Here is an 18,826-nt window from a genome sequence, read left to right as displayed (position 1 = left end):
TTTGTATAAAGATTCAATATTTATTTTCTATTAAATAGGGTTCAAATGTATGAACCCTATTTTTTGGTTATCAATTCGGCAACAGTTAAAACAGGGCTACTTGGTTAACCACGCAGTGCGACCCTCCAAATGAGATCTCCTTATCGTTTCAAGATCCCGCCTGGTATACCGTTGTTCTGCTTGCTTATTTTTTGAAGCGTCGGCTTCCTGTTTCAATCGATCTTTAATTTCTGCTTCAATTTGTTCCTGTGACTTTGTTGCGTTACTGGCAAATTCAAGTGCAGTCTCCTCATCAGTTTTACGCTGAGGTGGGTGACCTTGAGAGTGGTGCTGGCTTACTGATGCATAACCAGAAGACAAATAGGATCTATCATCGTATAAATGTGAAGGGGGAGCAGTAGGCTCCTTCTGAGTTGAAGGTAAAATACTGCGATCTCTTCTGTACTCAAGTGTAACTGCCTCTTCAGCTATCCTCCGCTGCTCTAGGTCGTGTTCATTATTTTCCCTGGCTATGATCATAAGGCTGTTCTGGCCTCTCCCCTCATTAGCAGCAAAATTTTGAGCCAGGGCAAAATCCTCGTCGAATCGCATATTACGAGTATCAATACTCATCAACAAACTTTCTTGTTCCCTCCCCTCATTAGCAGCAAAATTTTGAGCCAGGGCAAGATCCTCTTCGAATCGCATATTGCGAGCACCAATACTCATCAGCAAACTCTCCTGTCCCCTCCCTTGGCCTTCAGCTATTCCTCTAGCCACAGTTTCACTAAGTCTTTGATCACGGGTATTCAAGCTTGTCAGACCATCCTGCTCAATTCCTCCACCATGTTGGTTCATAAAGTGACCGAAGCCTAATGATGGATAATGGTGCAAAGAGGGGTACTTCTTGTCTCCTCTCCATACAGGTGGTAATGATCCTCTTGTCGTCTGTCCAGGGAATTCAAAACCGGGGAGTACTGGTGAAGCCCTCTCATGAGCCTTAATGGAAGGCATTGGTTCTTCTGTACCCGCAAGCTGTTGCTCGAGCCACTGCTGATCAGCCTTGCTACCCAGAGTGGGCTGCGAAGAGGAATGGTCTTTCTGGAGATCTTCAGAATGGGTTAACCCAGCCTCTGTTGTGGCATGATCATTCACCACTTGTTCTTCGATTTGCTTCTCATCCTGAGCTGAAGGCTCAACGCGCATCACCTTATTCTCAGGAATAATCTGCAAAGATGGAAATTGAAGGTCACGGGCAAAACTTGGCTGGGCTGATTCGTCAGGGTAACTATTCAGCACCCTTCATATAAATCTGGAATTTTCTGATTTTTCGACCATCATCTTATACTCAATTTTTCTAACAAATCTCCAGTATGGAACCAGACTTCCCAGCTACTCCGTTTACCGAAGCTCTCCTTAAAGAGAATGAAGAGCTTCGGACCGAGAATGCGCTTTTACGGGAACGTTGCAGCGAACTGGAAGAAAGGGTTAATAAAAACAGTCAAAACAGTAGTAAGCCACCATCGTCAGATGGTTATCAAAAGCCCAGTAAAAAAGGGAGTGATAAAGGTGATACATCTTCCAAAGAAGCCCCCTGCTCCTCACAGGAAACACCGAACCCCAAAAGCCTTAGACCATCTTCAGGCAATAAACCAGGTGGCCAGAAAGGTCATCAAGGCTCTTGTTTGAGACGTGTCGCCTTACCCGATTATGTCAGGCATCTGAAGGTTGAAAAATGTTGCTGTTGCCAGTCTTCGCTTATCGATATTAAACCCACCAAATACATTGAGCGACAGGTTTTTGATCCAGGTAGACCCGGAGAATTTGAAGTTACCGCGTACTGGGCAGACGTTAAAGTATGTCCTTGTGGTAAACGGAACACCGCTGAGTTTCCCCAAGGAGTGAAAGCCGCTGCTCAATACGGAGAAGTGACTCAGGCAATGGCTGTTCATTTAAACCAGTATCACTTCATCCCATATCACCGGGTGTCTGAGTATTTCAATACTATTTATTGCATGAGTGTCAGCGCAGGCTCTGTTGCCAATTTTGTTGCCTATACCCATGAGAACCTGGCCTCTACTGAGCAGAGTATCCGCGATGCTTTACAAGAAAGTCCGGTTGCAGGAGCGGATGAAACTGGCATGCGGGTTGACGGTTCACTGTGGTGGTTACACATTATGCGAGATGACCAATGGACGCTTTACTACCTCTCAGAAAGGCGAGGTTGTGAAGCAATGGATGCAATGGGCATCCTGCTGACTTTTGCAGGCATTCTGGTTCACGATCATTGGAAGTCCTACTTTGCCTATGCGGCAGTGCATGTGCTTTGTAATGCCCATCATCTGAGAGAGCTTCAGGGAGTTGTCGATAGGGATGCGAATAAGCTGGCTCTGCGGCTGATGAAATTGCTTACGCTCTCCTGGCACTTCTGCAAGAAATACAAAGCAGCCGGTCTGACTCAAATGCCTGGTGCAATACAGCTTCGCATTGAGACGATATACGACCAAATCCTTCAAAGGGCTCTCACGAAGGAAACCGCTTATATGGAAAAACAACGACAGGTGCTTGGACGTAAGAAGGTCAGGAATACCAAGGCCTACAACCTGTTCAAAAGGCTTATTGAGTTTAAGGTTGAAACGTTGCGCTTCATGTCGGACTTTTCAATTCCCTTCGATAACAATGGCAGTGAACGTGATGCCAGGATGGCCAAACTTAAGCAGAAGATCTCAGGCTGCTTCAGAAGCGAAGACGGAGGTACCATGTTTACCCGAATCCGAAGCTATTTATCATCTGCTAAAAAGCAGGGGTTGAACATATTTCAGGCGCTTCTTAAAGCGGTTCGAAATTACAACAATACGCCTTTGCTGGGTGCTGAATAGTTACTCGTCAGGAATAATAGAAAATGAGCTGTGTATAGAGCTGACACTGGGAAGATGCTCGAGTGAGTCTTCAGCAGGGTATACCGGTTCTGGAGACTGGGGGACCGACCCACTATTCTGGCTCTCACTGCCCAGTGTCTGGCTCTCACTACCCAGTGTGGGGGTACCCTCAGGCATACTCACAACAACGATGCTGTCTTCAGAGTCTGAAGACAGTACGCTATCAGACTTGCCTTCTGCCTCATTGCCGGGGGCAGTAACCACCTCCCCGGTACCTGGCGCCTCATCCGGTGATGAACTTCTGCAGTGTCGAGTCGTCAACTCTCGCGAAGGGCCAGGCTCATAAAACTCCCAACCCGATGGTGGCGGTGAGTCAGGTCGCCCTGATAGCGAAGGGGGTACTGAAGAAGGCGCCTGTAGATGGGCTGCCTGATGACCACTGAGGCAGGCTTGCCCCTCGGTACTTTCAGGTTTTTTATCAAACTTTAGTACAAGGTTTAGTTTGCCCTCATGTTGAGGTGGCTGTGCTGCGCCCACTTTATCAAACATGCCTGTTTCTCCTGTTTTTTAGAAATCAAATGATCAAGATCTTTTTAGAGTCTCTTTTCATTTCTAGACATGTAAGAAGTTGGTGAGTTCCAGTCTTACCCGAATGAATTGTGACGACTGACCCAAAACGTTCGTAATATAGTGCCGTGCAGTAGAATGATGAGGTCAGGCTTTTCTTCATCACCAGGTGCAAAAGGCCAGGCCTGAGAGGGTGGGTTCTGTTTTCACCGCAAAGACACAGAGGAAACGGATTTCGGTACCTGAATGATTCTGTGATCAGTTTTTCACCCCATCGGAACGCTGATCAAGCGCGCTCTTCATGGGATAAGTTATTTCTACATTCCGATGGCAACAATTCATAAGGTATGTCGGTTTTATTGTTACCTACCGCTGACATTCCCGGCACGGGCTCATCGTAACCGCATAACCAGGACATAGGGCTGGTCGGGCTATTGTTAACCACGGCAGGTCTGTAGGTTAAGATTTTTCCTTTCAATATTACGGGTGCCTTGTGACCTATCTGAATATGAATGGCGCCCTCCTCAACGGTAATGCTTTCTACCCGGTTCCCAATCAGCAGTTCAGGAGCTGGTACACCTGCTTGCCGGTTATTTATCGGGAAGGCCAGGTTTTCATGGTAATACGCTTGTACTTTCTCTCTGATGGAGGATGAGATACTTAATGCATCGACGATTTCACTTCGGTGAATATACGTCTGATACTGCGGCATCGCGACTGAGGCTAAAATCCCAATGATGGTTACAACAACCATTAACTCAATTAAAGTAAATCCATTTTCTTTTGATGTCATGACACTGAACTCAGGGTAAAGAGCGGTTGATAGGCGCTGTTGATAAAGCAGTAAATGGAGTAAATGATTACCACGCCTGAAATGGTGAGCAGTAATGTGGTATATGCCTCTAATCGTCTTTGCAAGACCTGCTTTTCACGGCTCAGAATCGCAGTAATTTCCTGATGTCGTCTGCCCGGGTTATGGATGAACTGATTTAAATAACGATAAAGCTCGTTATCACTTTCATCATAATCGATCGGGTAATTCATTAAGCTGAGCAGCTGTTGATAAGAGGCTTTTATCTTACTGGGCATCAGCAGTCTGAAAAGAAGGGACCTGGCAGGCTCGATGGCTAAGCATGATATCCGTTTCATGGTATGCGATGACAGTATGGAAAAGCATAATACAAGGGCTATCGTGGCGGTTATGGCATTCCAGTGATCAACATACCATGCCATGTCGTCAGAAACCGGGAAATTCAGGTTCTCGTACATCGCCATAAACGCAGGGATGACCTTGGTCATATATACCGTTGATGCCAATAAATAGATACCAGTCACGTACGAGAGATAAGTGTGCGCTCTTTTGGTTTTATCCAATGCCTTGATGGGCTCAGAAAAATCAAGAGCACCATAAGTTGACGTTGCAATCAGTGCTTTTTCCCTGGACGCGGTATTCTTTAACCGCTCTTCAAGCTTGAATTGCAACGATCTTTTTTTGGATGCAGGTCCATACCAATGGACAGCCTCACACCGGGAAGCATGTTCAAAAGCCACAGAGGGGGATTCAGACGTTTGCAAATGTTCATTCATTTCCCGACAGAGGAAATGAAATCGGCTCCATGTCATTTTTTAACTCCAGAGGGTTGGGATATAAAGCGATTGGTGCCAAATAAACGGGTCATTACCGGAATATAATCAGTGGTGATGGGAGCAGTAATTTCATTATGCTCAAGACAAAATAAAAGAAATGACACCGGCTTCTTCGTTTTCTAACCACAGAGACACAAAGGAAAGCTTTTTAGTGCTTTGACGATTTTATGATCAGGTTTTCAGGTCTCATGATTCAAGAACTGCCTCCGGTCTTTACACACCTAAAATTTAACGTGGAATTTTTATTCATTGACCGTGTTAGATAGAATGCTTTGTTAGGAAGATGTTTTACTGTTTTTAATAAACACATCATACTCATATGTGGTGATTTCAAATGGGTTTCCATCTGGGTCTTTGAAATAAATAGACCATGAAACCGCATGATCAACTGGCTTACAGTGAATATCGTTTTCAGCTAAATGAATAATCCATTCATCCAGTTCTGAAGCTCCCACCTTGAACGCAATTGTTGTATCTTGAATCTCAGCATTTTCAAAAAGAGCCAGGTGTATATTCTTATTCGCACTCTCTAACGTCAGTGGACCACCACTCACAGCCCAAAACTCTAAAGTTTCCACCCTTTGAAACCCTAATACCAGCCTATACCATTCTTCTGATTTAGACCTATCTGAGACATTGAGGTGAATATGATCAACATTTTGAAGATTTGGAATCATGGATTTTCCCGGGACTTCTCAAAATATGTCTGATGCCTTCTTGTCAGGGGGCAGCCGGAATGCGGTGCAGGCTGTCCCGAAGAGGCTTGAGTGTAAGTGAGCAACTTGTTACAGGGCATTACTCGAAGCACCTTTTTATCAAGTAACCACATACCCACGCCAAAGCAAAAAAGATACCCGATATGGCAAGCAGGCCAAAGCTGGCACCGACTAGCTGGAGAATGAATTCCCGGTTCGCTGATGCAAGCTCAGTAAGTAGTGCCCCAATTATGCCTGCACCGAAAACACTGAAAGCAACAAAACCAATGAGCATAGAAAAGAACACTAAAGGTTTCTGTAGTCTTTTAAACTGAATGCCTAACAGTATTGCTTCTATTAATCCCATAGCTGACTCTTGTATGTCTTATAACGCCTGCCTGTGCGCCTTGTCCGCATGACGCACTCGTTAGGCGCGAGTTACTCTTTGATTTCGATTCTGTATGCTTTATATACTTTGTTGTCTATGTTTTCGACACTGTGTAAGCCCTCAGGATCCAGCCACTGTGGATTTTGGTGTGACATTCCATCTGTGGGTTTAGTCATGAATAGCAGCTGACCGTTCTCGCCATAATATTTTATTTGAGCTGGCTGATCGACAATCATGACACTACTCGCTTTATGAGTGTGGACAGGCTCTCTTGCTCCAGGCTCTATCACAACTCTCAGGACTCTCACATTTTCGTTTTCAAGGAGGATTTTATGAGAGTCTGGTGCTGCTATGACCGCATCAAGCGATTCTGAATGTTCCCATGGACTTTCCTCATCTCCAAATGCGATGCTGCATGAGAGCAATAGAAGTAAAGAGTAACTCTGGAATTTATTCACGAACAAAACCCTGTTGATTTATTCATCATGAGAATAGCAGGATTTACTCGAATGATGGTTTAGCGCCTAACCGCCGCAGACGGTGTCGGGTGGAGGAGCGTAGCCCCGGAACGAACTGGAAGCATTGGTTATGTGATTTCTTGCAGACATGCGGAAACGCCTAAGATTATTAGCCTTAAGCGTTTCTTCTACCCAGTTCGATTAGAGATTAACCGAGATTTACAACTTCATATGTAAGATCGGGAAAGGTTTACCCATATCATCGAGAGGTGAACGTGAGATGACGTTAAAACCCATGTGCTTGTAAAAATTAACAGCTTGTGGGTTTTGCTCATTTACATCGACACTCACTGCTCCCAGGTGGTTTACTGCATACTCAAGTAACAACCGACCTATGCCTTTTCCCCGTGCCTTGTCGAGCAAAAAGAGCATCTCAACTTTCGCATCATGAACGCCCACAAACCCTAGAATCTGGTCTTCGGCATTCTTGACACATTTCAGTGTCACAGCAGGGAAAGCCTGTTCGATGATGATAGGCTTAAAAAACTCAATATCTTCTTCCGTAATGAAGTCATGAGTAGCTCGGACTGAATTTTCCCAAACATCCAGCATTTCTGCATAGTATTCAGGAAGCACATTTTCAACAATCATAGATTTCTCTGTTACGTTCAATTGCTCTGATGTGCAGCCGCGAGTTGCAAGAATAACATCCTATTGCAAGTGAGTAATAGTTGAGATTTGCACTAATTACATAACATTGTATTATGTGTTGACCTCACTACTACTGCGGAACTTTATATCTTTAATAATGTTAATAATAGAAACCAATCCTATAAAAGGATGTTTTTTAATGCTATCAGTTTATAAATTACACTATGGTGGGCAAGAGCTAATTAGAGTCGAGAAACCGGACTCTGATAAAAACGAGTGTCCAGTTTGTATTGGCGAATTTTTAGATAGGAAGTTAATAGAAACTGACTGCAATCATTTATTTCATGCTTCATGTTTGAAAACATGGCTCAATACTAAAGTTGAAGGAGGGATAGTAAATAATTGCCCATTATGCAGACGAAACATATACACTTTAAGAGCAGCCCTTAATAGATTACAGCTAGATGATGTGGAAGATCAGCTGGCAGTTGCATGCATAGACAAAGCAAAACAAGCCCTCGAAGAGTATTTAAACGGAAATAAAGATACATCATTAGATTTTATCAGGATAAATATACAAATCGCTTTGGATAATGGTTTAGAATCTGAAGCAGAACCCTTGGTGATACGCTGTAAACTTGAGATGGCGAAAGAAGCCCTCGAAAACTATTTAAACGGAAATAAAGATACATCATTAGATTTTATCAGGATAAATTTACAAATCGCTTTGGATAATGGTTTAGAAGCTGAAGCAAAACCCATGATGATACGCTGTAGACTTGAAATGGCGAAAGAAGCCCTCGAAAACTATTTAAACGGAAATAAAGATACATCATTAGATTTTATCAGGATAAATTTACAAATCGCTTCGGATAATGGTTTAGAAGCTGAAGCAAGGCCTTTCTTGGAGAGGTTGAGTAAATTGCTTGGTTGAGACACATAAGATTGTATTAGAACTCAAATGAGCAATATTGGTTATTGAACTCACTTGAGTTATATCCCCCCATTCACCTTTCTTAATGACTCACGTGAGATATATCACCCTTTTTACAGGTTTGGTAACGCTCTGATTAATAAGTCTTTTCGCAATTCCCTCCGATACGTCAGAGTTACCTTAGATAAGCCTTTTGCACCTGACTGAACATCACAAGCATCCTTGTGATAGAAACCATTAATCACCAGGCAGTCTCGTTTCTGCGCAGATCAGGGCTTCAGCACATGGCTCAGTTTCTCAGCAAAACAGCAAAAATGACAAAAACGCTACCGCCCGTAGATTTGCCCTGATCGTATCATCATCAGGGGGAGCAGGGTTCCTGGTAGCTCAGTAGGTCGTTATAACGCCGAGCTATTGTACAGAGACTCTCTTTAAAACGACTATAGTCTTATATCAACAAAACCGGACTCCCCAAAAGAAAACGCCCGCAGAAGCGGGCGTTTGGGGTTTTGCAGAGCATTAGCCGTTAGAAGTCATAACGGATATTGGCCAGCCAGGTATCGGCACTGAAGTTGGAGTTCCAGTTCCGGTCGTAGTTGGCAGACAGACTGACGTTGTTGTTTAACCAGTACTGCACACCCAGACCCGCCTGATAGTTGGTCTGTTCTGGCTTGGCACCGGTGGTAACAAAGCTGTTACCGGCACCGGTCAGGAAGCGGGCAGCGGTATCACCCCGGTCGGCGGCAAAGTCGTGCCAGGCCATCAGGTTCACTTCTGGAATCAACAGACCGCGCTTGGTATCGATTGCGGTCATTGCCCGCAGGCCGGCACCCAGCTCCACCGTTTCAATGCGCTGATCCAGCACTTCCATATTCAGCGGCTGCAGGGTGTAGCTGTCGGTATCCACACGGCTGTAGTTAAAGGCCACCTGAGGCTCAACAATGGTGTCATTGTCGTTAAAGGCGAAGGTGCGGCCAGTGACCAGGCGCAGGGCTACCTGGGCAGCATCGCTGTCGGCGGTGGACTTCACGTTGGCAGTGTACTGCTCGATATCGGAACGGCTGACACCGAAGGCGATACTGCTGTCCATAAAGTAGTCCTGCTGACGCCAGCTGCCATAAGCAGTGAGCAGGTAGCTGTCGGTTTCGCTGCGGTTGGCGCTGCCTTCCACATCGGACTTGGTGACACCGTAGGTCACGGCCAGGCCGGCAGTGAGGGTATCGCTCAGATCGGCATCGGCACCGATGGTAAAGCCACGGGTGCGGTAGCTGTAACCGTCGAAGTCATTGCCCTGGTACTGAACCGCATCCTGGTCTCCATCAGACGCAAGAGCCTGCATCCAGAGTGAGCCGGGCTCGATGTTGTCACCAGAGCTGACCCCGCTGACGCTGCTGCGGAAACCGGCAATACGCTTGAATACGGCACCCAGCGTTTCGCTCTGAGCGGCCTGACTGGCACCGACAACGCCGGAGGAGTCTGGCACCATCTCTTCAGCAATGGCGGCCAGTTCTTCCGCGGTTTCTGCCTGCTCAATGGCCTGGCAGATTGCATTGCATTCGCCACCAGAGCTGGCGATGTATTCCTGCATGTAGGCATCGATAACCTGGACTTCGTTACCGGTGGCGCCAACACTTTCAATAACCTGACCAAAGTCGTTGGTAGCGACCGTCACGCTGAGGCTGTTTACCGTTACTTCGGCCAGTTCCGCGGTAATGATGGCAGAGCCGGATTCAACGGTTACACCGTTGTGAGAGAGTGCATTACCAGACAATGCCAGATAATCGACAGGGTCCAGATTTACCTCAAGGTTCTGAGAGGCGGTAATGACCAGGCGGCTGTCGCTGCTCAGGTAAATATAACCCTCAGTGCTCAGCATCGCTTCCGCTGGGTCGGTCTCATTGCTGATGTTCAGGCTGAGCGTACCACCGTAAAGGTTAAGGTCACTTTCAAAGCTACGGGCTTCACCGGTCAGTGTCAGGCTACCGCTGGATTCAATATTGATGAAGCTGCCACCATAAACGTTGCCGTCCAGCGTGGTAACACCGTCAACATAAATCTGCTCGATATCGTGCAGATCTCCGGTGATGCTGCCGCCATCGATATACGCTCTGTCACTGCTGCCTTCTGAGCTGCCAAAAATACTACCGATGATCTGGCCGGCTTTCTGTACCAGTGTCAGCGGTGCAAAGGCATCGCCGTAATCTATGGCGGTGACCGTTTCACCGTCATTACCACCCGTAATGGAGCCGTAGTTTTCGACGGAACCATCATGGTCTGCACCAAAGCTGGCGTAGATCGCTGCACCCTGATCCGAGCTGATGGTGCCGGTATTGAGGATGTCCCCATTCAGCTCGCCATTGATGTGGATGCCCTGGTAGTCGCCATTGATGACCCCTTCGTTATAAATGGCGGCCTTCTGGCTGCTTTCACCATCAAAACCGGTGGATAGCTCATCAATATAAATACCGATGTGCCTGCTGTTGATGGTACCACTGTTGGCAATGCCGGCTTCCAGGGCGCCATCGTTCAGTATGGCTGCTTCGATCATGCCGTCTTCGACCAGGATGCCGTAGCCTGCGGTAATATCACCGGTGTTCAGAATGCCGGCGCCAACCCCGGTACCGTCAGTAACGGAGATACCACGCCCATAGTATGGGCCTTCTTCTGTGACGGTGATGGTGCCGCTATTGGCAATCATGCCTTCGACGTAAGAGTCTTCAGCGGATACACCTTCATAGCTGGCATTCATGGTGCCGCTGTTGAGGATATCGCTCTCAAGGTAACTGCTTTCCAGGTACATGCCTGTGCTGGCGTTGATAACACCCGCATTGATCATACTGGTTGCCGGCAGGTCTTCCAGGGTAATGCCAGTGCCGCCATCCGTGACGGTGATCACGCCATTTTCATCATTGATCACCGCACCGACAGGAAGCCCTTCGGCATACCCCATAAAGCTATCGACATAGATACCACCATAAGCTGCGGTAATCTCGCCATCGTTCCGGATGCCGGTGGAGACATCGCTGCTTGACGTGTAGATGCCATAACCATTGCTGGCGGTGATGCTGCCCTCGTTAATAATGCTGTCTGCTACTGTGTCGTACAGACTGATGCCATCCATATCGGCAGTAATAACACCGCTGTTGCTGACCTGGTTAACGAAGCCATTTTCCCAGCTTTCGACATAAATGCCGTAGTCCGCTTCAATCAGGCCTTCATTCAGGATATTGCCGCTTATCTGGCTGTTCTCAACGGCAATCCCCGTGTCGCTTGCATTGATAGTGCTGATGTTCACGATGTCATCAGTCAGAATGCTATCGGTAACATTCAGGCCATAACTGGCATTGATAATACCGGCATTACCCAGACCGGTCGCCTCAACAAAATCAAGGCCGATACCGTAGGAATCTTCAGCCGTTGCGTTAATCACACCACTTTCGTCGTTAACAATAATACCAACGGATAAAGGGTCGTTTTCTTCAGGTGGTATTGGGCCAGGAGGTGGAGGTGGTGGTGGCGGAAAATCCTGTACAGCGAGCATCGGACCAAAGCCAGGATAACCGGAAACTAAAATGCCTTCGCTCGCATTGATGGTGCCGTTGTTGTAGACACCGGTGGTTAACTCACTTCCAGCGATGTTGATGGCCGCCCCATACTCCTCAGAGACATTGATGGTTCCTTCGTTGGCAACTGTGCCGGCCTGTGTGCTGTAGAGTTGAATACCTGACCAGTCAGCGTTAATGGTGCCAGTGTTGACCACACCTTCGGTCAAACTGCTTCCAACGGACTCCATACCAATAGCACTGTTGATGATACCGGCGTTAACCAGACTCTCTCCGGACAGGAAAAAGGCCCCCATACCAAAGCTGTCGCCATACTCTTCTTCGCTGTCAGTGGTTATGACGCCATTTTCATCATTGACGATGATGCCAACCTGTGAGCCTTCATCATCACCCGCCACTTCGATACCGGCATAACCGGCATTTATCTGTCCACTGTTGTATACGCCGTCGGTGAGGTTGCTGTCGGAAACATAGATACCAATATCACCAGCCAGTATGGCGCCAAGGTTTCCAACACCAGTAGCATTCACACCGTTCAGCTCGATACCGCTATTGCCGGCAGTGATGGTGGCATCAGCATTGTTCAGTACATACTGAACAGTGGTCTGGCCGTCACCCCAGCTGTCCAGAGCAATACCCGAGCCGAAAACATCGATATCTCCGTTATTGGTGACATCTTCTGCAATCTCACTGCTTCTGATATAGATGCCTGCACCGAAGCTGTTGTCATACATCCGTGGCATGGCTTCCTGAGGCGCTTCGACTTTGATCAGTCCATTGTTGATGACACTGTTGGCTTCAATACCATTGATGGCAATACCCAGTTCTTCAACCTGGATCTTGCCAGCGGTGTCATTAACGATGTTATTGAGCGTGGTGGTGCCGTTCTCACTGCTCTCCAGGTAGATCCCTTCATAGCCAGTGATCAGGCCGCTGTTGATCACGTCACCGGAAATGGTTGTGCTGTCTGCGTAAATGCCAAGGTCGGCAGCAATGGTACCCTGATTGATAATGCTGCCGTTTATCACAGCACTGTCGACGTCGATACCATTATCGGTGGCATTAATGGTTCCGTTCTCACCATTAATAATGCTGCCTGTTGTTGATGTGAAGTCTGTGCAGCTCTCTTCCAGCTCATCACATTCGGTAAAGGCTGAAACATAAATACCACTGCCTTCTATTTCTTCCGGTGGCGCAGGCTCTTCATCATCCCAGCGCTGGTATTCAGCGAAGCCGCCACTGGCATCAATCAGGCCATCATTACGAACAGTGCCGGAAACAGTACTGGAACTGACATTGATCCCCGCACCCGCTGTAGTAACGATGAGGCCGGTATTGGAGACACTGGCCGCCGTTGATTCATCGACATAGATACCGTCCCAGAAGCCAGTAGAGAAAATGGCGCCTTCATTGACCACGTCACCGACCGTTGAGTCATCCGCAACGATAATGCCTTCACGGGAAGAAGTGATCATACTGTCTTCACCCACATTACCCACACGGCCGGTAACATTGGCATTTTCAACTAGAATACCGAAGGTTTCGCCATATTCATGGTTATTCACTTCCACCCGTATTTCACCGGTGTTAATCACATCACCAGTGACATAGGCTGCCGGGGTTTCCTGTGTTTCCAGTTCAACCCCAACGAAAATACCACCCACCATATCTTCAATCAGAGCCGGTGTTTCAGGATCTGCATCGGTAATGGTGATGGTGCCGCTGTTGATTACGCTGCCACCAACGGTGGATTCGCCAAGAATTTCGAACCCTTCAGGACCATCAGAAGGTACGACGTTGGTCACCTGGATGCCGAACATGCCTACCTGCTGGTAGTGCTCGCCCTGGGTGGTAAGGGTGATATTGCCGCTGTTTTCAACATCACCGGCAATATCCGTTTCACTGATATGGATACCGATGTTGTCGCCCGTGATACTGCCCTCGTTCAGAACGTCGCCACCAATGGATGATGAGTCAATCCAGATGGCGTCGAATACCGGGGTTTCAGCGCTGCCAATCGTACCGCTGTTAACCACACTGCCAGCAACAGCTGTGTCTCGAACAATCAGGTAATCGTGAGTCAAGGTGCCACTGTTGATCAGGTCACCGCCAATATCGGCATACTCAACTTCAAGATACGTTGCCGTACCTTCATTGATGACATCTCCGCCGATGCTGAGGATAAGGTCATTGCTGTCGTCGTCATCGTCCAGGTTATCGCCAGCGAGGAAGAGTGAGTAATCGTTCTCTGTACCAATGCCATCCGGTAGAATCAGCTCGCCCTGGTTGATAACACTGCCGGTGATGTCGCGATCACCTTCCGGTCCGACCAGTACCTTGAAAAACTCTAGCCCGGTGGTATTGATAATATCGCCATCAACCGTACCGCCGACGGTGATAACATTGGCGAGATTGTCGTCGGATATGGTGATGGTGTCGCAGGTTTCACCAGAGCTGATGGTGATGCCCCCGTCGACCGGGGCGGGGCAGGGAGCGGCGGCGGCTCCCATGGAGTAGGTATGCAAAATGGCCACTACCGCTGTACTTAACAGCGATTTGCGGAATAGCTCGTTCCTGTTCATGGTTATTCTCTCTTATGAGCGAGAGCCACACTGCACAAGAAACTTTTACTGCCTGTCCTGGGAAAACGACAATGGCTTTACAATTAGCAATACGTAATCTTACTTAAAATTTACGATAAATCCACAATAATGTGATGGGTTTTGCATTTTTATTGGATTTTATTGATCTGGATGCGTGTTCTTGCCCGAAAAATAACCTTGATGATGTTTTCCGGATGCAAGGCGCTCAGAATAAGAGGGGTAACCGTGAAGAAAATGACCGAGTAAAGTTTAACCCGGTCATGCTAAATGGATGCTTTTCCACGGTTCTGCTGTGAGGCAAGCTTCAGGGCGTTGGTTTAAATGGCTTCCAGTGCTTCTGATAACTTTTTCACAGCTATCACTGTCAGACCGGGAATCGGCTTTCTTGGCTGATTGGCTGCGGGAACAATGGCCCGGCTGAAACCGTGCTTGGCGGCTTCGATCAGACGCTCCTGGCCATTGGCCACCGGGCGGATTTCTCCGGCCAGACCAACCTCTCCAAACGCCACCAGATCCTGAGGCAGCGGTGTATCCCGCAGGCTGGATACCACGGCCAGCAGGCTGGCCAGGTCGGCACTGGTCTCGGTGATCTTTACGCCACCGACCACATTCAGAAATACGTCCTGATCACTGGTGAAAATACCACCGTGTCGGGTCAGAATTGCCAATAGCATGGCCAGGCGGTTCTGTTCCACGCCGACGGTTACACGGCGCGGGTTACCCAGTTGGGATTCCACCACCAGCCCCTGTATTTCAACCAGCAGCGGGCGGGTACCTTCCCACAGTACAGAGATAATACTGCCTGAGGTCGCTTCCTGGGTTCGGGAGAGGAAGATGGCTGAAGGGTTTTTCACTTCTTTCATGCCTGTTTCGGTCATGGCGAAAATACCCAGCTCGTTCACCTGACCAAACCGGTTTTTGGTGGCCCGCATCATCCGGAAGCGGGAGTCATCAGTATTGCCCAGCATGATCTGGGTATCGATGATATGGGACAGGGTCATGGGACCGGCCAGGGAGTTGTCCTTGGTGACGTGGCCAACGATCAACAATACCGTGCCGGTCTGTTTGGCAAAACGGGTCAGGAAAGCGGCAGACTCTTTTACCTGGCCCACGCCTCCGGGAACGGAGTCCACCCCGTTCATGTACATCACCTGGATAGAGTCGATCACGATGATGCCGGGCTTTTCCTGCTCGGCGACGGCCACAATGTTTTCTGCGGAGGTTTCCGCCAGCATTTTCAGGTTATCGGTTGGGAGTCCTAATCGCTGGGCACGGGCGGCAATCTGCTGCAGTGATTCTTCGCCAGAGACATAAAGAGCATTCATGGACTGGGCAACGTGGCAGAGCACCTGCAGCAGGATGGTACTTTTCCCGGCACCGGGGTGGCCACCAATCAGCACGGCACTGCCTTTGACAAAACCGCCACCGAGCACCCGGTCAAACTCCGTCATGCCACTGGAAAAGCGGGGTGCTTCTTCAACATCCACTTCACTGAGGGTTTTCAGCTCGGAGAGGGTGCCGGCAAAGCCGGCTTTATTACTGGCGGCAATGGATGGAGAGGCCGCTGGACCGAGGTTCACCTCTTTATAGGTGTTCCACGCCTTGCAGTCCGGACACTGCCCCTGCCATTTGGCGGCTTCGCTGCCGCATTCAGTACAAACGTATGCTTTTCGGGATTTTGCTTTTGCCATGAAGAGTCTTTGCGCAAATAGAGTCAGTCTAACTGCTTAGCCAGTTCGCTGACAAACCTTCTGATTGAAACCACAAAGATCACAAAACTGTCGATTCTGAAGGAACAATCATCGGCAGCTTTGTGATCTTTATGGCTCCAGTCCTTCAACAGGCTAATTTTCAGATTTCTGCGATACTTTACAGTCAGGTAGTAAAAGGATTCGCGAACATGAGTCATTTTTTCACTCCCGATGACTATGCCATTGCGGTGGCTGAGTCACCAGTCGCAAAGTACGTTTACACCCCTTATGTAAAAAGTGTGCTCATGATGCACCCGGTGAATTCCGTGTTGGACCTGCGCTGTAGTGAAGGTTTCTTTTCACGCCTTGCCCTGGTGGCAGGGGCTGAGTATGTGGTGGGTATTGACCAGTGTCCCGCGATGCTGGATCGTGCCATTCAACTGAATGAGTCTGCTGGCCTTGGCATTGAGTTCAGTCAGGCAGATCCAACGTCACTGCGACTGGATCGATCATTTTCTACGGTGTTCGCTTTCTGGCTGACCTGCCGACTGGCCAGCCTGAGCCATCTGAAAGAGCTGGCTGAAACCCTGTCTTATCATACGTCACCGGGTGGGTATAGCTATCTGCTGGCGATGGATTCTGAGCGTCATGCCCGGGTACAGGATAATCCACAGTCACCGGATGACTGCTATGGAAAAAAAGTGGACTCTGTAGATGACCTTCAGGATGGCGACCCATTTGAGTTAACCATTCAGGTCGGTGAGACTGAGGTACATTTTACCGACTACTGCTGGTCTACTGATACGGTTGTTCAGTGCCTTGAAGAGGCTGGTTTTTCCAGCGTGAATCTGCTTTATCCACCGGTGTCTGAAGAGGGGCTCAAGGCCAAGGGTGAGCATTACTGGGCAGCGTATCAGGGGGACCCGTTTGTTGTGGCGATAGAGGCTTACAAGCAGTGAGTAGCGACCATTTTCAGAGCGTTATTTTGGAACGGTAGACTTAAGCTATAGCGTGAGACAGTGCCTGAAATCCATTGTTCTGATATCTCCGCCACTATCATTGTTATAGTGGCTTTTTATATGAAATTGGCTGCAGTTATAAGTTTGTGGTGTATGGAGGTGAACTTTTTAAAACAAATATGATCTAGCAAGTAAGTTTTTAAAAAAAAATCGTAACTATTCAGCACCCTTCATATAAATCTGGAATTTTCTGATTTTTCGACCATCATCTTATACTCAATTTTTCTAACAAATCTCCAGTATGGAACCAGACTTCCCAGCTACTCCGTTTACCGAAGCTCTCCTTAAAGAGAATGAAGAGCTTCGGACCGAGAATGCGCTTTTACGGGAACGTTGCAGCGAACTGGAAGAAAGGGTTAATAAAAACAGTCAAAACAGTAGTAAGCCACCATCGTCAGATGGTTATCAAAAGCCCAGTAAAAAAGGGAGTGATAAAGGTGATACATCTTCCAAAGAAGCCCCCTGCTCCTCACAGGAAACACCGAACCCCAAAAGCCTTAGACCATCTTCAGGCAATAAACCAGGTGGCCAGAAAGGTCATCAAGGCTCTTGTTTGAGACGTGTCGCCTTACCCGATTATGTCAGGCATCTGAAGGTTGAAAAATGTTGCTGTTGCCAGTCTTCGCTTATCGATATTAAACCCACCAAATACATTGAGCGACAGGTTTTTGATCCAGGTAGACCCGGAGAATTTGAAGTTACCGCGTACTGGGCAGACGTTAAAGTATGTCCTTGTGGTAAACGGAACACCGCTGAGTTTCCCCAAGGAGTGAAAGCCGCTGCTCAATACGGAGAAGTGACTCAGGCAATGGCTGTTCATTTAAACCAGTATCACTTCATCCCATATCACCGGGTGTCTGAGTATTTCAATACTATTTATTGCATGAGTGTCAGCGCAGGCTCTGTTGCCAATTTTGTTGCCTATACCCATGAGAACCTGGCCTCTACTGAGCAGAGTATCCGCGATGCTTTACAAGAAAGTCCGGTTGCAGGAGCGGATGAAACTGGCATGCGGGTTGACGGTTCACTGTGGTGGTTACACATTATGCGAGATGACCAATGGACGCTTTACTACCTCTCAGAAAGGCGAGGTTGTGAAGCAATGGATGCAATGGGCATCCTGCTGACTTTTGCAGGCATTCTGGTTCACGATCATTGGAAGTCCTACTTTGCCTATGCGGCAGTGCATGTGCTTTGTAATGCCCATCATCTGAGAGAGCTTCAGGGAGTTGTCGATAGGGATGCGAATAAGCTGGCTCTGCGGCTGATGAAATTGCTTACGCTCTCCTGGCACTTCTGCAAGAAATACAAAGCAGCCGGTCTGACTCAAATGCCTGGTGCAATACAGCTTCGCATTGAGACGATATACGACCAAATCCTTCAAAGGGCTCTCACGAAGGAAACCGCTTATATGGAAAAACAACGACAGGTGCTTGGACGTAAGAAGGTCAGGAATACCAAGGCCTACAACCTGTTCAAAAGGCTTATTGAGTTTAAGGTTGAAACGTTGCGCTTCATGTCGGACTTTTCAATTCCCTTCGATAACAATGGCAGTGAACGTGATGCCAGGATGGCCAAACTTAAGCAGAAGATCTCAGGCTGCTTCAGAAGCGAAGACGGAGGTACCATGTTTACCCGAATCCGAAGCTATTTATCATCTGCTAAAAAGCAGGGGTTGAACATATTTCAGGCGCTTCTTAAAGCGGTTCGAAATTACAACAATACGCCTTTGCTGGGTGCTGAATAGTTACA

The 18,826-nt window shown here is 47.8% G+C and carries 14 protein-coding genes; 4 read left to right on the top strand and 10 right to left on the bottom strand.

The annotated features are described in order from the left end of the window. Positions 1–96: 96 nt before the first annotated feature. Complete coding sequence (locus tag ACOCLE_RS15585; RefSeq protein ID WP_419533248.1) at positions 97–1,278, bottom strand: hypothetical protein; 1,182 nt, start codon at positions 1,276–1,278, stop codon at positions 97–99. Positions 1,279–1,352: 74 nt separating this feature from the next. On the opposite strand from ACOCLE_RS15585, the gene tnpC (ACOCLE_RS15580) reads away from it, so the two are divergent. Then, on the top strand, positions 1,353–2,858 hold the full coding sequence (gene tnpC / locus ACOCLE_RS15580; RefSeq protein ID WP_419532963.1) for an IS66 family transposase: 1,506 nt from the start codon (positions 1,353–1,355) through the stop codon (positions 2,856–2,858). On the opposite strand, the gene ACOCLE_RS15575 is transcribed toward tnpC (ACOCLE_RS15580), so the two are convergent. The 7 genes from ACOCLE_RS15575 to ACOCLE_RS15545 all read right to left on the bottom strand — a co-directional run bounded on the left by ACOCLE_RS15575 (position 2,859) and on the right by ACOCLE_RS15545 (position 7,264). After that, positions 2,859–3,407 carry a hypothetical protein gene (locus ACOCLE_RS15575; protein WP_419533247.1) on the bottom strand — a complete coding sequence of 183 codons (549 nt, stop codon included), beginning with the start codon at positions 3,405–3,407 and terminating at the stop codon, positions 2,859–2,861. Between the two features lie 304 nt (positions 3,408–3,711). Continuing rightward, on the bottom strand, positions 3,712–4,218 hold the full coding sequence (locus ACOCLE_RS15570; protein ID WP_419533246.1) for a pilin: 507 nt from the start codon (positions 4,216–4,218) through the stop codon (positions 3,712–3,714). After that, complete coding sequence (locus ACOCLE_RS15565; RefSeq protein ID WP_419533245.1) at positions 4,215–5,048, bottom strand: hypothetical protein; 834 nt, start codon at positions 5,046–5,048, stop codon at positions 4,215–4,217. Before ACOCLE_RS15565 ends, ACOCLE_RS15570 begins: the two co-directional genes overlap by 4 nt. 299 nt (positions 5,049–5,347) lie before the next feature. Next, positions 5,348–5,749: a VOC family protein gene (locus ACOCLE_RS15560; RefSeq protein ID WP_419533244.1), complete on the bottom strand. Its 402-nt coding sequence runs from the start codon at positions 5,747–5,749 to the stop codon at positions 5,348–5,350. Positions 5,750–5,867: 118 nt separating this feature from the next. Continuing rightward, on the bottom strand, positions 5,868–6,134 hold the full coding sequence (locus ACOCLE_RS15555) for a hypothetical protein (RefSeq protein ID WP_419533243.1): 267 nt from the start codon (positions 6,132–6,134) through the stop codon (positions 5,868–5,870). Between the two features lie 71 nt (positions 6,135–6,205). After that, complete coding sequence (locus tag ACOCLE_RS15550; protein ID WP_419533242.1) at positions 6,206–6,613, bottom strand: hypothetical protein; 408 nt, start codon at positions 6,611–6,613, stop codon at positions 6,206–6,208. A 219-nt stretch (positions 6,614–6,832) separates the two neighbouring features. Next, a complete protein-coding gene (locus ACOCLE_RS15545; RefSeq protein WP_419533241.1) occupies positions 6,833–7,264 on the bottom strand; it encodes a GNAT family N-acetyltransferase in 432 nt (143 codons plus the stop codon). A 199-nt stretch (positions 7,265–7,463) separates the two neighbouring features. Between ACOCLE_RS15545 and ACOCLE_RS15540 the strand changes: the two genes are divergently transcribed. Beyond that, the gene (locus ACOCLE_RS15540) at positions 7,464–8,198 is read left to right on the top strand and encodes an RING finger domain-containing protein (RefSeq protein WP_419533240.1); all 735 of its coding nucleotides are present in this window, start codon (positions 7,464–7,466) and stop codon (positions 8,196–8,198) included. 526 nt (positions 8,199–8,724) lie between these two features. On the opposite strand, the gene ACOCLE_RS15535 is transcribed toward ACOCLE_RS15540, so the two are convergent. Both ACOCLE_RS15535 and radA read right to left on the bottom strand, forming a co-directional pair. Then, positions 8,725–14,343: an autotransporter domain-containing protein gene (locus ACOCLE_RS15535; RefSeq protein ID WP_419533239.1), complete on the bottom strand. Its 5,619-nt coding sequence runs from the start codon at positions 14,341–14,343 to the stop codon at positions 8,725–8,727. A 338-nt stretch (positions 14,344–14,681) separates the two neighbouring features. Continuing rightward, on the bottom strand, positions 14,682–16,055 hold the full coding sequence (gene radA, locus ACOCLE_RS15530) for a DNA repair protein RadA (RefSeq protein WP_419533238.1): 1,374 nt from the start codon (positions 16,053–16,055) through the stop codon (positions 14,682–14,684). A gap of 209 nt (positions 16,056–16,264) precedes the next feature. Here radA and ACOCLE_RS15525 point away from each other — a divergent pair, with 209 nt between their 5' ends. Continuing rightward, a complete protein-coding gene (locus ACOCLE_RS15525; protein ID WP_419533237.1) occupies positions 16,265–17,014 on the top strand; it encodes a class I SAM-dependent methyltransferase in 750 nt (249 codons plus the stop codon). A 301-nt stretch (positions 17,015–17,315) separates the two neighbouring features. Beyond that, positions 17,316–18,821, top strand: coding sequence for an IS66 family transposase (gene tnpC, locus ACOCLE_RS15520; protein ID WP_419532963.1), 1,506 nt, complete (start codon positions 17,316–17,318; stop codon positions 18,819–18,821). The last annotated feature ends 5 nt before the right edge of the window (positions 18,822–18,826 follow it).

Source organism: Endozoicomonas sp., assembly GCF_965196975.1.
Taxonomy (GTDB): Bacteria; Pseudomonadota; Gammaproteobacteria; order Pseudomonadales; family Endozoicomonadaceae; genus Endozoicomonas.
The sequence above is the reverse complement of the archived record's forward strand: the minus strand, read 5'-3'. Positions and strand labels throughout refer to the sequence as shown.